Here is a 14,064-nt window from a genome sequence, read left to right on the forward strand (position 1 = left end):
GCGCGAACCGCCACCACCACCGCTGGCTCCGCCACCGCTCATGCCACCGCTTTTGGACTCGGCTGATGAGGCGCAGCCGCCGGACGCACCGCCGCTGGAAGCAGAGCGGAAAGGTGTGCGCGGATCAGCGGCGCGAACCGCCACCACCGCCGCTGGCTCTACCGCCGCTCAAGCCACGCTCTTGGACCCGGCGGATGAGGTGCAGCCGCCGGAGGCGCCACCACTCGGGGCGCCACCCGACGAGGCAGGGCGGACAGGGGTGCGCGGATCAGCGGCGCGAACCGCCACCGCCACCGCCACCACCACCGCTGGCTCCACCGCCGCTCATGCCACCGCTTTTGGACCCGGCGGATGCACCGCCGCCGGACGCACCACCAGTCGAGGCGCCGCCCGACGAGGCGCCGCCCGACGAGGCGCCGCCCGACGAGGCGCCGCTGGAGGCGGAGCCGCCGGAGGATGCGCCACCACCGGACGCACCGCCGGATCCGCCGCTGGACGCACCGCCACTCGATGCACCACCGCCGGAAGCGCCACCACCCGAATCACCGCCGCCGGACGCGCCGCCACCGGACGCACCACCGCCAGAGGCGCCACCGCCGGACGCACCGCCGCCGGAAGCGCCACCACCTGAATCACTTCCGCCGGACGCACCACCACCGGACGCGCCACCGCCAGAAGCACCACCGCCAGAAGCACCACCGCCGGAGGCACCACCGCCGGAGGCACCACCACCGGAGGCACCGCCGCCCGAATCGCTTCCACCGGACGCACCACCACCGGACGCACCGCCGTCGGCCCCGCCACTCGACGCGCCACTCCCGGCGCTGCCGCCGGAAGTGTCCGTGCCACCGGTTGTGCCGCCGCTGGGGGCGCTACCGCCGGTCGTGCCGCCGGAGGTCGAACCGCCGTCGGCGGTCCCACCCGTCGTGCCACCCGTGCCGCCGGGGGTTTCGGATCCGCCGGTCGTGCCGCCGGAAGGTGCTGTGCCCGTGCCAGTTCCGCCGGTCGGTGCCGAGGTCCCGGTGTCGGTGGACGGCGTGGTTGTCCCGCCGGGAACCGAGGGGCTGGTGCCGGGTGCGGTCTCGCCCGGCGCCGTCGGTGTACCCGGGGTGGGAACCGAGGGGGTGCCCGAGCCGGGGGACGTGATGGGTCCGCCGGACGGGAGGCCGGGCGAACCCGGGCCGGTCGGCAGGTCGGAGGGTTGGGTGGGCGTGCCCAGGTGGAAGGGCAGCGGGTTGATGAAACGGGCCGGGTCGCCGTAGGTCGAGAGGGCGAGAGCCGGTGGGCGACAGTCGTCGCGCGCGCCCTGGTTCGCGGTGCCGCCGCGCTCGGTACCGTCGGCGACCTTGCCGCGGCCCGCCGTGGCGGGGGCGACGATCATCTCGTAGGCGCTCTGCGCGATGGCGGCGCCCGCGACGCGGACCCGGCCGGTCAGCGGGTCGACGGCACCGAGCAGTCCGGTGCTCTGCGCGGCGACGAGGTCGGCGCTCATGTCGTAGAGCAGCGCGTCGGCGGGGGCGCCCAGGGCCGGGAACCGGTCGAGCACCGGGGTGAGACCCGGATCGAACGGGCTGCCGAACACCGTCATCGCCGACATGGCGAGCGCGGAAACGACAGCGGCGCTGGAGAACACGGCGACGTGCGGCGCCGAGGGCCCGCCCTGCTGCACCGGCGCGAAGGTCCGGGCCGCCAGCGCGGCGGCGCCTGCGGCGACCACCTGACCGGGATCGGCGACGGTGACCAGCGGGACGCCGAGTTCGGCCAGCGTGCGCGCGACCTCCGGCGGTCGCGAGGCGCCACCGACGATCAGGATGCGCGAGAGGTCGGCCAACCGCAGGCCCGCCGCGGCCACACTCTTGCTGACCAAGGGGAAGGTGTCGCGGATGTGTTCGGCCCGCAGCGCGTCGGTGTTCACCATCGAGGTGAGGGTCGGCGTCGCGCGGCCCACCTTGCCCGACCCCGCGTAGCGGGCGACCATCTCCCCCAGCGGCTTGCCGCCGAAGTCCGTGGAGCGCACCGGAGTTCCGACCATCGGATGGTGCGGCCAGTCCGGGCCGACCCGCAGCACGGTCAGGTCGAGACTGTTGGCGCCCAGGTCGTAGACGAGGACGAAGCCCGGCGCGAGCGGGCCCTGGTCGGCTTCCAGCCATTCGGCCGCGGCGACCGGTTCCGGCGCGAGCAGCACCTGACCGGCGCCCGCCAGGTGCAGCGCCTGACCGAGCAGCGCGACCTGTTTGTCGGAATACACTGCCGGATAGGTCAGTACGGCACCGGCGGCCGGCTCCGCCAGCTCGATCAGGCCGGTGACGACCGCGGCGATCAGGTTGGTCGCCGAGTAGAAGCGGCCGCCGATCACCATCGGCTCCGGATCGCGGCTCAGATCCGCGAAATCCGTGATCGCCGAGGCGAATTCATTGATGGCTCCGATGCGGGACCGGCCCGCTTCATCGAAGGTGAGTGCGGTACGCCGTGTGCGTACCGTCGGCTTGGTCGGATCGTCGGCCACCATCGCCGAAATCGCATTGACCGTACCGATGCTTAAGCCCAGACCTCTGGTCATGTATTTGCTATCCCGTCAACGCACCGTGACCACGTCCAGCACGCGAGCGCACCATGTGGCCGCGGTCGTCTTCCAAACAGCTCGCACAGATTAACCGGCCCAAAGCCGAATTGCTGCCTGATTGATACGAAACACGTGACCTTTGGCCCTTGTTTGTGGATTCTCGCTGGTTGGCAGGTATACGGACGACCGTCCAGTCCCCTGAACGTTGCCAAAGCTACTGACAGACTCCGAGATGCAGCTACCTGCGAGTAATCGAGTTGCGCGCCGGTCGAATACATTCTTGAGGTCTGTTTTGGGCCATCTTTAACCCACTTACCGACCGGTAATCAATTCTTTTGCTGCCTTCCGCAGTATCGAATTCGCCGAATTCAGGTGCCGCATACCGAAGTACCCGCCAAACACTATGACGCGTCAATGCAGCGGCCGATACCCGCCAGCACCGACCTCCGGCCCACGGTTGACTCGAGGTGCGGAGAGACACCGAGCTGTGCTCCGAAAATGTCAGGGAGAGAAGGGAATACAGATGTCCACTCGTTTCGCCGACCAGGTCGTCCTCATCACCGGCGCCGGTTCCGGCATCGGCAGGGCGGTCGCGCTGCGGGTCGCGGCCGAGGGCGCGGCGGTCGTACTCGGCTCGCGGGGCAAGGATCAGGGCGAGGAGGTCGCCGCGCGGATCAGGGCGACGGGCGGGCGCGCGCGGTTCGTCGCCACCGACGTCACCGTCGACGCCGATGTCGAGCGGCTCACCCAGGCGGCGCTCACCGAATACGGCAGGCTCGACGCGGCATTCAACAACGCGGGCGCGGTCACCGCGTTCGGCGGCGTCGCCGAGATCGACGACGCGGCCTGGCGCGCCGAACTCGACCTGAACCTCACCGGGGTGTTCCACGGGCTCCGGCACCAGGTGCCCGCGATCACCGCCTCCGGCGGCGGCGCGATCCTGAACAACGCCTCCAACCTCGGCGTGGTCGGCATGGCCTCGGTGGCGCCGTACGTGGCGGCCAAGCACGGCGTCGTCGGGCTGACCAGGTCGGTGGCGCTGGAGAGCGCGGCGGCCGGCGTGCGGGTCAACGCGCTGGTCTCCGGCGCGGTCGACACTCCCGCCTTCCGCTCCTCGATGGGCGCGACACCCGAGGGCGAGGCGGCGATCGCGGCACTGCACCCGATCGGGCGGATCGCCAGGCCCGAGGAGATCGCGGCGCTGTGCGCCTTCCTGCTCAGCGGGGAGGCGTCCTTCGTCACCGGGGCCGCGGTCGCGGTGGACGGCGGTTTCACCGCGCAGTGAAACGCCGAAGGCCCGCCCCGGACGCCGGGGCGGGCCTTCGTGTCTGCGCCGGTCGCGTCAGCCGCGGGCCAGCAGGCGCTTGATCGGACCCCCGTGGGGAACCGCAGCGCCACCGGCGCGCGCCTGGGGTCGGCGGGCGCGCACCAGTCGGTCGAACTCCCGCGCGTCGCGCGCGGGCGCGCGCAGCTTGCCCGCGTTGAAGTCGGCGGCCAGTTGCTGCACCGTCTCCTGCGCGCAGGACTTGTTGGTGCCGATGAAGCCGGTCGGACCACGCTTGATCCAGCCGGTCACATACGTCCCGGTGACGACCTCGCCACCGGGCGCGCTCAGCACCCGGCCCTGGTCGTTCGGGATGACGCCACGGGCATCGTCGAACGGCAGATCCTTCGTCGGCACCCCTCGGTAGCCGACCGAGGTGAGCACGACACCCGCTTCCAGCAGATCCGTGTCCCCGGTCGCCACCGCACTGGTGCGGCCGTCGGCGTCGGTGACCAGCTCGTTGCGCTCGACCCGCACTCCGGTCACCGTGTCGGTGCCGAGGATCTCCACCGGCGAGGACAGGTAGCGGAACACGATGCGCTTGCGCTCACCGAACGGACGCCGCGCGACGCTGTGCAGCAGCCGCAGCTTCTGCTCGACCTTGTACGGCAGCTCGGGCGTGATCTCGGGCAGCTCGCCGTCGATCGCGATGTCGATGTCGGCGGCCAGCAGGCCGACGAACTCGGGCACCGTGAAGGCCGACTCCGCCGGGCCACGCCGACCCAGGATCACGACCTCTTCGATCTTGCTCTCGCGCAACGCCTTCAGCGCGTAGGGCGCGATGTCGGTGTCGGCCAGGGTGGCCGGGTCGACGGTCAGGATGCGGGCCACGTCGAGGGCGACGTTGCCGTTGCCGACGATCACGACGCGCTTCTGGTTCAGGTCGAACCGGTCCTCGGCGTGGTCGGGGTGACCGTTGTACCAGGCGACGAAGTCGGTGGCCGACACGTTGCCCGGCAGGCCCTCACCCGCAATGCCCAGCTTGCGGTCCGAGGACGCGCCCACCGCGTAGATCACGCCGTGGAAGTGCTCGAGCAGCTCGGCATGACTGACATGGGTGCCGATCTCGACGTCGAGGTAGGTACCGAAGTCCTCCTGCTTCGACATCACGTCGAACAGCTCGGCGACCTGCCTGGTGCGCTTGTGATCGGGCGCGACGCCGAGCCGGGCCAGACCGTAGGCCTGCGGCAGCCGGTCGAACATCGTGACCGCGACGCCGGGCTGGGTCAGCAGCTCGTCGGCGGCGTACATCGCCGACGGGCCGGACCCCACGATGGCGACGCGCAGCGGCGAACGCTGGGTGTCGATCGTGGGCGGCATCACCGGGCGAGCCAACGTCGGCCGGTCCCGCTGCACGCGGTAGAAGTCGGCGTTGATCTCGATGAAGGGCTTCTGCTCTTCGGTCAGCTTCTTCGAGGAGGTGATGGCGTCGACGGGGCACGCGGTGGCGCAGGCGCCACAGTCCACACATGCCGCCGGATCGACGTAGAGCATCTCCGCGGAGAGGAAGTCCGGCTCATCCGGGGTCGGATGAATGCAGTTCACCGGGCATGCGTAGACGCACGAGGCGTCACTACAGCATGACTGGGTAACGACGTATGGCATATTGCTATCGTCTCAGGCCGCGTGCTTGGCGGAGCGCTTGGGCTCCGAGCGGTAACGGCTGGACGGGCCGTCGATGCCGAACAGCTTCCACACCTTCTTGGCGATCGGGTTCATCAGACCGACCTCGTCGGCGAGCGCACGCACGTCGATGAAGTAGTCGGCGAAGACCTGCTTGGACTCCTTGGCGCCGTAGAACAGCTCCTTGCGGACGTCGGCGGGCATGTCGAACTGCTTGAAGAAGGTCTTCGGCGGGGTCGCGATGGCCCGGCCGAGGATAAACATGATCGTGGGCATCGCGATCGACAGCACGAACTTGTTGAACGGCCGCTGCGCGGGCACGTTCTTCTTCAGGAACTCGTGGGCGAAGGAGATGTGGCGAGCTTCCTCGGCCACGTGGATCGCCATCACGCCGCGCATGATCGGGTGGATGTCGTCACCCGAGCGCAGGATGTCCTTCTGGATGTGGTCGATCGGCTCTTCGCCGGCCAGCACGGCCATGAAGAACAGGTTCGGCATCAGCGCGCCGACCGGAGCGGCCAGGTGGCGCAGCTGACGCACGAGCGGGTTCATGCCCGGCACGTCGGCGACGCGGTTCACCATCTCCTGGAACATCAGAGTGTGGTTGTGCTCTTCGATCATCTCGTGCGAGCAGTACCGGAACTCCGGGTCGTTGTTCTTCAGGTTGAAGATGTGCTGCATCATGCCGATGATCAGGATAGCCTCGAACTGCAGGCCGACCTTGGCGACATTGGCTTGGCGGACCTTGCCGATCTCGATCTTCTGATCCAGCGGCAGCGCCTGGTACCAGGGGTGACGGCCGATCGGGTCGGCCGAGGTGACCAGAACCCAGCGCTCGGGCTTGTGGTTCGGGTCGAACTCCGGGTTGTCCCAGTCGATGTCCTCGAACGGGTCGAAGTGCCGGTCGACCGACGCCTCCGACAGCATCAGCAACTTCTCGGCGTACGCCTGAGCCTCCGCGACTACGGGATCGACGTCAGGGGTGGTGGGCGCAGACATCGTCGTCACTGCCTCTCCTCAAGGGACGTTTACTGTTTCCAATAGTTACACCTACGAGGAGTCACGTCAACTCCCCGCACCTCTCGATTTCGCGTGTTCGGCGCGTCGGAATGCCGCCGGGAAAAGCTACTCACCAGTAAAAATGGTTCTACCTGTGACACTGCGTCATGCACAGTTCGCCGACGGCCAGGGCGCGACCGGGAAAATTCGTGCACCCGGATTCGGCGATTCGCCGACCGGACCGCCGGTACCGGCTACCCTGCGCGCGCACGACACGCGAGGACCACGCCGTACGCGCCAGCGAACGCCTCGACAACGTCGCCCGGCTCAGGGCACCACGGGGGTGATGTTGGCGTTGTGCCGGAACACGTTGGCCGGGTCCCACGCGGTCTTGACCGAGCGCAGTCGGTGGTACTTGGGGCCGTAGCTGGTCGCGACCTGCTCCTGGCCCGGGTCGGTCAGGAAGTTCACGTAGCCGCCGTCACCGCGGGCGAACGGGCGCAACTCGCCCCAGAACTCCCTGACCCACTCCCGCTCCGCGGCGAAGACGGCCGGGTCGGGGCAGGACGCGGAGATGTTCACCAGCAGGCCGGGGTCACGCGAGCCGCCGAAGGCGGTGTTGCCCTCGGGCACGTCGCAGAACCGGCCGCACAGCGGCATCGACGGCATCACCGACAGCGGTGAGTTCTTGCGGGGATACTGCTCGACCATCACCTCGGCCACCGCCGCGTCGATCCGGTCCAGGTAGAGCGACTTCTCGTAGGCGAAGGTGCCCCACGGGGCGATGTCGTCGAACAGCTGCTGCAGGGCCGCGTACGGCATCTCGGCGACCAGTTCCCAGGCCGGGGTCGGGGTCAGCGCGCGGAGCGGGGCGACCGCGGCGGCCAGGTCGTCGGGCGAACCGTCGCCCGCGATGCCGATCACGAAGCCGGGTTCGCCCTGCCAGCGTTCGGGCACGAACGGGGCCGGTGGACCGCTGATCGCGTTGATCGTGCCGCAGTGCCGGGCGGGCAGGTCCATCAGCACGGCATTGCCCTCGACCAACGGCCCGACCGCCTCCGACGGCGGCCACCACAGCAGCGCGACCTGTACCAGCGGGCCGAACTCGTGCAGCGCGAACTCGAAACTCGTGGTGATCCCGAAATTGCCGCCGCCCCCGCGCAGCGCCCAGAACAGGTCCGGATTCTCCTGCAGCGAGGCCGCGACGACGTGCCCGTCGGCGGTCACCACCTCCGCGGCGACCAGATTGTCGCAGGACATCCCGAACAGCGGGGTCAGCCAGCCGAAGCCACCGCCGAGGGTGAGCCCGCCGATGCCGGTGTCGCTGATGAAACCGCCGGTCACCGCGAGGCCGTGCCGGTTGGCGGTGCCGTCGAGCTCGGCCCAGGTCGCGCCGCCACCGCAGCGGGCGCGCATCCGCACCGGGTCGACCAGCACGCTGTCGAGCTTGCTCAGATCGAGCATCACCGCGCCGTCGGCGACGGCGTGCCCGGCATAGTTGTGACCGCCGCCGCGCACCGTGAGATCGGCGCCGCCCGCCCGGATCGCGGCGACCGCCTCGGCCACCTCGGCGGTGTCGGCGGGCCGCACCACCGCGAGCGGACGGCGATCGATGGAGCCGTTCCACACCGCCCGCGCCTCGTCGTAGCCCGCGTCGGTGGGCCCGATGACCTGCGCTCGGATCGAGCGCCGTAACAGATCTACGCTGAACACCCCGGTCGACATGACGTCCACCTCCGGTCCGGGCGCCTCCGCCCAGCAGTGCCGACCCCCAGGTCCCCGACCACGGTCGACGCGACCCGCGCACACCCCTGGCGCGGGCCCCGCCCGGTTCGGTGCGACCGCACCGGATCCCATCGTCTCACCGGGTGGCCGCGGGCAACAGGGGTCGCCGGTCTCAGCTCTGCGGCAGATCCGGGATCCGGGTGGCGCGGGCGTAGACCGTCTCGCCCTCGCTCAGGTGCAGCGCGACCGCGTCACCGCGGGTGATCTGCGCGGCGAACTGATCACCGGTGGCCGCGTTGCGCAGCTCGAGCCGCACCTCGAAACCGAGCCGCACGATCCGCTCGACCGTCGCCCTGGTGACGCCGGCGGACTCCGCGGTGCCCTCGTGCTCGGCCAGCGCCATGCTCGGGTCGCGCCCGATCCGGATGTCGTGCGGCCGGACCAGGTGACCGTTGAGCCGGGCCACCGCGCCGAGGAACGACATCACGAACTCGTTGGCCGGCCGGTCGTAGACGTCCTCCGGGGACCCGACCTGCTCGATCCGGCCCTTGTTCATCACCGCGATCCGGTCGGCGACGTCGAGCGCCTCCTCCTGGTCGTGGGTGACGAGCACGGTGGTCACGTGGACCTCCTCGTGCAGCCGGCGCAGCCACTGCCGCAGATCGGTGCGGACCTTGGCGTCGAGCGCGCCGAACGGCTCGTCGAGCAGCAGCACCTGCGGGTCGACCGCCAGCGCGCGGGCCAGTGCCATGCGCTGGCGCTGACCGCCGGAGAGCTGGGCCGGGTAGCGGTGCTGGAAGCCGTCCAGCCCGACGATGCCGAGCAGCTCGTCGACGCGCTTGTCGATCTCCTTCTTCGGCCGCTTGCGGATCGTGAGGCCGAAGGCGACGTTGTCGCGCACCGTCATGTGCTTGAACGCGGCGTAGTGCTGGAACACGAAGCCGATGTCGCGCTTCTGCGGCGCCACGTGGGTGACGTCGTTGCCCGCGATCCGGACGATGCCCGAGTCCAGCGATTCCAGACCGGCGATCGAGCGCAGCAGCGTCGACTTGCCCGACCCGGACGGGCCGAGCAGCGCGGTCAGCTCCCCGGAGGTGATGTCGATGCTGACATCGTCGAGAGCGGCGAAGGAACCGTAGTTCTTGCGCGCGTTGGTCACGGTGATCATTCGGTGCCCCGCTTGCGTTCGAGGAGAGTCATCAGGAGAAGAACAACCAGCGCCATGGCCATCAGCAGCGTGGCCGCGCTGTAGGCGCCGAAGGTGTTGTGGTCGTTGATATAGCGGCCGTGCACCAGCAGGGTCAGCGTCTGCGACTTGCCGGGCAGCGCGGTGGAGACCATGATCACCGCGCCGAATTCGCCGAGCGCGCGGGCGACGGTGAGGACGACGCCGTAGGTCAGGCCCCAGCGGATCGCGGGCAGGGTGATCCGCCAGAAGGTCTGCCAGCGCGAGGCGCCGAGGGTGGCCGCGGCCTGCTCCTGATCGTCGCCGATCTCGTGCAGCACCGGCTCCACCTCGCGCACCACGAACGGCAGCGTGACGAAGATGGTCGCGATCACCATGCCGGGCAGGCTGAAGATCACCTTGAAACCGAGCGACTCCAGGCCGCCGAACCAGCCGCCCGCTCCCCACAGCAGGATCAGCGACACACCGACGACCACCGGCGACACCGCGAACGGCAGGTCGACGATGCCCTGCACCAGGCTGCGCCCGGGGAACTTGCTCCGCACCAGCGCCAGCGCCGTGATCACACCGAACACGACGTTGAGCGGTACGACGATGGCCACGATGATCATCGACAGCTGGAACGCCGAGATCGCCGCCGGCGTGGTGATCGAGTCCAGGAACGCGCCGATCCCGCGCTCGAAGGTGCGCCACAGGATGATCACCAGCGGCAGCACCAGCAGCACGAACAGGTAGCCCAGGGCGACCGTGCGCAGCGAGAGCCGGGTGAACAGCGACAGCTTCATCGGGCCGCCTCTTCCTTGCGTGCGGTGCGCTCGGCGAGCAGCCGCAGGACGAGCAGGCTGGCGAAGGAGATGGCCAGCAGCGCCACCGACACCGCGGCGGCGTTGACCGGCCGGTCCACCTCGATCTGCTGCTGGATGTACTGCGAGGTCATCTGCGTCTCACGCGGGATGTTGCCGCCGATCAGCACGACCGAGCCGTACTCGCCGATCGCCCTGGCGAAGGCGAGACCGCCGCCGGAGATGATCGCGGGCGCCAGCGTCGGCAGCACGATACGGCGGAAGGTGATCCAGTTGCTCGCGCCCAGCGAGAGCGCGGCCTGTTCCACTTCCTTGTCGACCTCGATCAGCACCGGCTGCACCGAGCGCACCACGAACGGCAGCGTGACGAACGCCAGCGCCACCACCAGACCGGGCTGGGTGGCGTTGAGGTGGATGTCGATCGGGCTGTTCGGGCCGTAGAGCGAGAGCAGCACGATCGAGGCGACGATCGTCGGCAGCGCGAACGGCAGATCGATGAGCGCGTTGACGATCCCCTTGCCGGGGAACTCGTCGCGCACCAGCACCCAGGCGATCAGGGTGCCCATCACGACGTTGAGCACGGCGACGACCACCGAGACCAAGACGGTGATGCGCAGCGAGTCCAGGGCCGCGGGCGCGGTGACCGCGTCCCAGAAGCCGGACCACCCGTCCTCGAACGAGCTGACGGTGAGCGCCGCCAGCGGCAGCAGCACGATGACGCTGAGCCAGAGCACGGCGATGCCGATGCCGACCGGGCCCACCGAACCGGTCACCCGCAGCCACGACCAGCGGGGCTTGCGCGGCGCCGGCGCTGATTTCTCCAGTTTCACGGCAACGCCGGGATCGGAGGTTTCTCCGGTCCCGGCGTGCCCACTGCTGTCAGTCACAGTTGTCCAGTATCGCGTGTGTGCTGGATCACGGCCTACTTGGTGGCCTTGTCGTAGATGACCGCGACCTTGCCGGTGCCCTGCGCGAACAGTTCCTTGTCGACGGCCTTCCAGCCACCCAGGTCATCGATGGTCCACAGCTTGGCCGGGGTCGGGAAGTCGTTGGCGAACTCGGCCGCGACCTTCGGGTCGACCGGACGGAAGCCGGCCTGCGCCCACGCCTTCTGGCCCTCCGGGGTGAACAGGAAGTCGCGGAACGCGGTGGCCTTGGGCAGGTTCTTGGAGTTCTTCAGCACCGCGACCGGGTTCTCGATCTTGAAGGTGGTCGGCGGGTTGATGTGCTCGATCGGGTCGCCGTTGCGCTCGGAGAAGATGGCCTCGTTCTCGTAGCTCAGCAGCACGTCACCGGTGCCCTGCAGGAAGGTCTCGGTGGCCTCGCGGCCCGACTTCGGCTGCACCTTCACGTGCTCGGGCGAGATCAGCTGGGCCAGGTAGTCCAGACCGGCCTGCTGGTTCTTGCCGCCGTCGCTCTTGGCGGCGTACGGGGCGAGCAGGTTCCATTTGGCCGAGCCCGAGCTGAACGGGTTCGGGGTGACGACCTCGACACCGGGCTTGATCAGGTCGTCCCAGTCCTTGATGCCCTTGGGGTTGCCCTTGCGGACGACCAGGGTCACGACCGAGCCGAAGGGGATGCCCTTGCTCGCGTCGGCGTTCCAGTTCGACTCCACCAGGCCCGCGTCCACGAGGCGGGTGATGTCGGGCTCGACCGAGAAGTTGACGACGTCGGCCTCGGCGCCGTCCTTGACCTTGCGCGACTGGTCGCCGGAGGCGCCGTAGGAGGCCTGGATCTGGACGCCCTTGCCCGCCTCGGTCTTGTTGAACTCGGGCACGACCTTGTCGAAGCCCGGCTTCGGGACGGCGTAGGCGTACAGGTTGAGACTGCCCCCGCTGCCGTCGGCCACGGTGGCGCCGCCGTCGGTCGAGTCGCTGGCGCCGCCGCCGCAGGCGGTCAGCGCGACCGCGGCGACGGCAGTGAGAGCGATGGCGGCGGCGCGGCGGCGCGAGCCGATCCAGGTGTTGCGAGACATCGGGGTGAACCTTTCGGGAAAGGACCTGCGGCGCAACGGCTTTCGCTGCGGCAGGGAACGCTTTGTCGATCGGTAGACCTGTCGTGTGCGGACGACACGACAGTTGGCGCGACTCGGGCCCGCTGGCCCCCGGAGTTACGGACTACGACTGCGAAAGGAAAAGCGCGCGCCAGTCTACTGGGCAGAAACGCGCAGACGAGTCCGGTGGCCGATCATCGACAGAGGATGTCCGCGACCGCGAGGTTGCCGACAGCGATCAACGCCAACTCATGGCGGATCTGCGGGGCGACACTCGACGACACAGGCAGACTGTAGCAGATTGCGACATGATGATTCGAATCGACGAGAGTTCTACTTCGAGGGGGGATTTGATCCTATGACTATGGCTCCAGACCGCGTGCGTGTGCGTTTCCCGGAGATCAGTACCCGCACGTGGGAGCATCCGGCCGACCGGACCGCCCTGGTCGCGCTCCGTGCCCTGAGTGGGTTCGACACCGTGCTGAAGGCACTGTCGAGCCTGCTGCGCGAGCGCCAGCACCGGCTGCTGTACCTCGCGACGGCCGTCCGGGTCGACGACCGTCAGTTCCGCACCCTGCACCAGTTGCGGGCGGATTGTGTCGGCGTGCTCGACGCCGAGTCGACGCCGGAGATGTACGTCCTGCAGGACCCGACGGTGAACGCCTTCACGATCGGGATGGACCGGCCGTTCATCGTGCTGACCACCGGCCTGCTCGACCTGATGGACACCGAGGAGCTGCGCTTCGTCATCGGGCACGAGCTCGGGCACGCGCTGTCCGGGCACGCGGTGTACCGCACGATGCTCATGCACCTGCTGCGACTGTCCGCCTCGATCGGCTGGATGCCGGGCGGTGGCTGGGCACTGCGGGCGATCGTGGCCGCGCTGATGGAGTGGAGCCGCAAGTCGGAGCTGTCCGGCGACCGCGCCGGGCTGCTGTGCTGCCAGGACGTGGAGGCGTCGGTGCGGGTGCACATGAAGACCGCGGGCGGCACCTGGCTGACGGAGATGAACCACGGCGCGTTCCTCGACCAGGCCGACGACTACCTGCGCTCGGGCGACCTGCGCGACGGCGTGCTCAAGCTGCTGAACCTGGAGCTGCGCTCGCACCCGTTCTCGGTGCTGCGCGCGGCCGAGCTGCGCCGCTGGATCCAGTCCGGCGACTACGACCGGGTGCTCGGCGGCACCTACCCGCGGCGCGCGCACGACCGCAACGCCAGGATCAGCGACGAGGTGAAGGAGGCCGCCCGCAGCTACCGGGAGTCCTTCGACCAGTCCGACGACCTGCTGGTGCGCACGGTGCGCGACCTCGGCCGCGATGTCGGGGCCGCGGTGAGCACCGTCGGTCAGGAGGTCGGCCGGACCGTGTCCGATCTGGGCAAGCGCTTCGACGACTGGCGCCGGAACTAGCGCGTCAGCGGGTGAAGAACCACGCGATGACGACGAGCACGAGCAGGGCAACCAGCGCGAGCTGAACGCGAGAACGAGGCATCAGCGGGCACCGCTGCCGACGGTCGGGCGAACCGGCGCGGCGGCGGTGACCGGCACCGCCGTCGCGGCGACCGGCGTCGGCGGCTCGCTGCGGTCACCACGGCCGAGCAGGCGGAAGATCGCGCGCAGGGCACGGTCGAGCACGAAGGCGATGGCGAAGCTGATCGGCACCATGCCGATCAGCACGACCAGGAACTGGGGGATGAAGGGCAGCCCGGCTACCCAGAGTTCGAAACCGTCCCACCAACCCGCGATGCTTTGCACGCCGACCAGCCTAGACGGTCACCGTGAACGGGCGAATTCCGTCGCTGTGAGCGGCACGTCAGCACCGAGCGGTGGACGAGCGCGGTGCCGGGCCC

General features: G+C 69.4%; 12 protein-coding genes. 2 read left to right on the forward strand and 10 right to left on the reverse strand.

All coding sequences use genetic code 11. From position 1 onward, the window contains the following. Nucleotides 1–268: 268 nt before the first annotated feature. Nucleotides 269–2,509 carry an Hsp70 family protein gene (locus AB0H54_RS23965; RefSeq protein ID WP_357347992.1) on the reverse strand — a complete coding sequence of 747 codons (2,241 nt, stop codon included), beginning with the start codon at nt 2,507–2,509 and terminating at the stop codon, nt 269–271. 577 nt (nt 2,510–3,086) lie between these two features. Between AB0H54_RS23965 and AB0H54_RS23970 the strand changes: the two genes are divergently transcribed. Continuing rightward, nucleotides 3,087–3,848, forward strand: coding sequence for an SDR family oxidoreductase (locus AB0H54_RS23970; protein ID WP_357347994.1), 762 nt, complete (start codon nt 3,087–3,089; stop codon nt 3,846–3,848). Between the two features lie 57 nt (nt 3,849–3,905). Here AB0H54_RS23970 and AB0H54_RS23975 read toward each other — a convergent pair whose 3' ends face one another. From AB0H54_RS23975 to AB0H54_RS24010, 8 genes are all read right to left on the reverse strand, one after another. Next, on the reverse strand, nt 3,906–5,492 hold the full coding sequence (locus AB0H54_RS23975; RefSeq protein ID WP_357347996.1) for an FAD-dependent oxidoreductase: 1,587 nt from the start codon (nt 5,490–5,492) through the stop codon (nt 3,906–3,908). Nucleotides 5,493–5,504: 12 nt separating this feature from the next. Continuing rightward, entirely contained in the window at nt 5,505–6,509 is a 1,005-nt protein-coding gene (locus AB0H54_RS23980; protein WP_355279256.1) for a diiron oxygenase, read from the reverse strand. Nucleotides 6,510–6,836: 327 nt separating this feature from the next. After that, complete coding sequence (locus tag AB0H54_RS23985; RefSeq protein ID WP_357347998.1) at nt 6,837–8,234, reverse strand: FAD-binding oxidoreductase; 1,398 nt, start codon at nt 8,232–8,234, stop codon at nt 6,837–6,839. Between the two features lie 172 nt (nt 8,235–8,406). Next, nucleotides 8,407–9,402: a TOBE-like domain-containing protein gene (locus AB0H54_RS23990; protein WP_355278652.1), complete on the reverse strand. Its 996-nt coding sequence runs from the start codon at nt 9,400–9,402 to the stop codon at nt 8,407–8,409. Next, nucleotides 9,399–10,205, reverse strand: coding sequence for a sulfate ABC transporter permease subunit CysW (cysW, locus tag AB0H54_RS23995; RefSeq protein ID WP_355278650.1), 807 nt, complete (start codon nt 10,203–10,205; stop codon nt 9,399–9,401). Before cysW ends, AB0H54_RS23990 begins: the two co-directional genes overlap by 4 nt. Then, nucleotides 10,202–11,053, reverse strand: coding sequence for a sulfate ABC transporter permease subunit CysT (cysT, locus tag AB0H54_RS24000; RefSeq protein WP_355279253.1), 852 nt, complete (start codon nt 11,051–11,053; stop codon nt 10,202–10,204). Before cysT ends, cysW begins: the two co-directional genes overlap by 4 nt. A gap of 92 nt (nt 11,054–11,145) precedes the next feature. Further along, entirely contained in the window at nt 11,146–12,198 is a 1,053-nt protein-coding gene (locus AB0H54_RS24005) for a sulfate ABC transporter substrate-binding protein (RefSeq protein WP_357348000.1), read from the reverse strand. A 212-nt stretch (nt 12,199–12,410) separates the two neighbouring features. Further along, nucleotides 12,411–12,500: an Ms4533A family Cys-rich leader peptide gene (locus tag AB0H54_RS24010; protein WP_019045829.1), complete on the reverse strand. Its 90-nt coding sequence runs from the start codon at nt 12,498–12,500 to the stop codon at nt 12,411–12,413. 74 nt (nt 12,501–12,574) lie between these two features. Between AB0H54_RS24010 and AB0H54_RS24015 the strand changes: the two genes are divergently transcribed. Further along, nucleotides 12,575–13,624: a M48 family metallopeptidase gene (locus AB0H54_RS24015; RefSeq protein WP_357348002.1), complete on the forward strand. Its 1,050-nt coding sequence runs from the start codon at nt 12,575–12,577 to the stop codon at nt 13,622–13,624. A gap of 81 nt (nt 13,625–13,705) precedes the next feature. Here the strand turns inward: AB0H54_RS24015 and AB0H54_RS24020 are convergent, their stop codons facing one another. Then, entirely contained in the window at nt 13,706–13,969 is a 264-nt protein-coding gene (locus AB0H54_RS24020; RefSeq protein ID WP_357348004.1) for a hypothetical protein, read from the reverse strand. Nucleotides 13,970–14,064 lie beyond the last annotated feature (95 nt).

It is taken from the genome of Nocardia sp. NPDC050718 (assembly GCF_040654235.1).
GTDB lineage: Bacteria > Actinomycetota > Actinomycetes > Mycobacteriales > Mycobacteriaceae > Nocardia.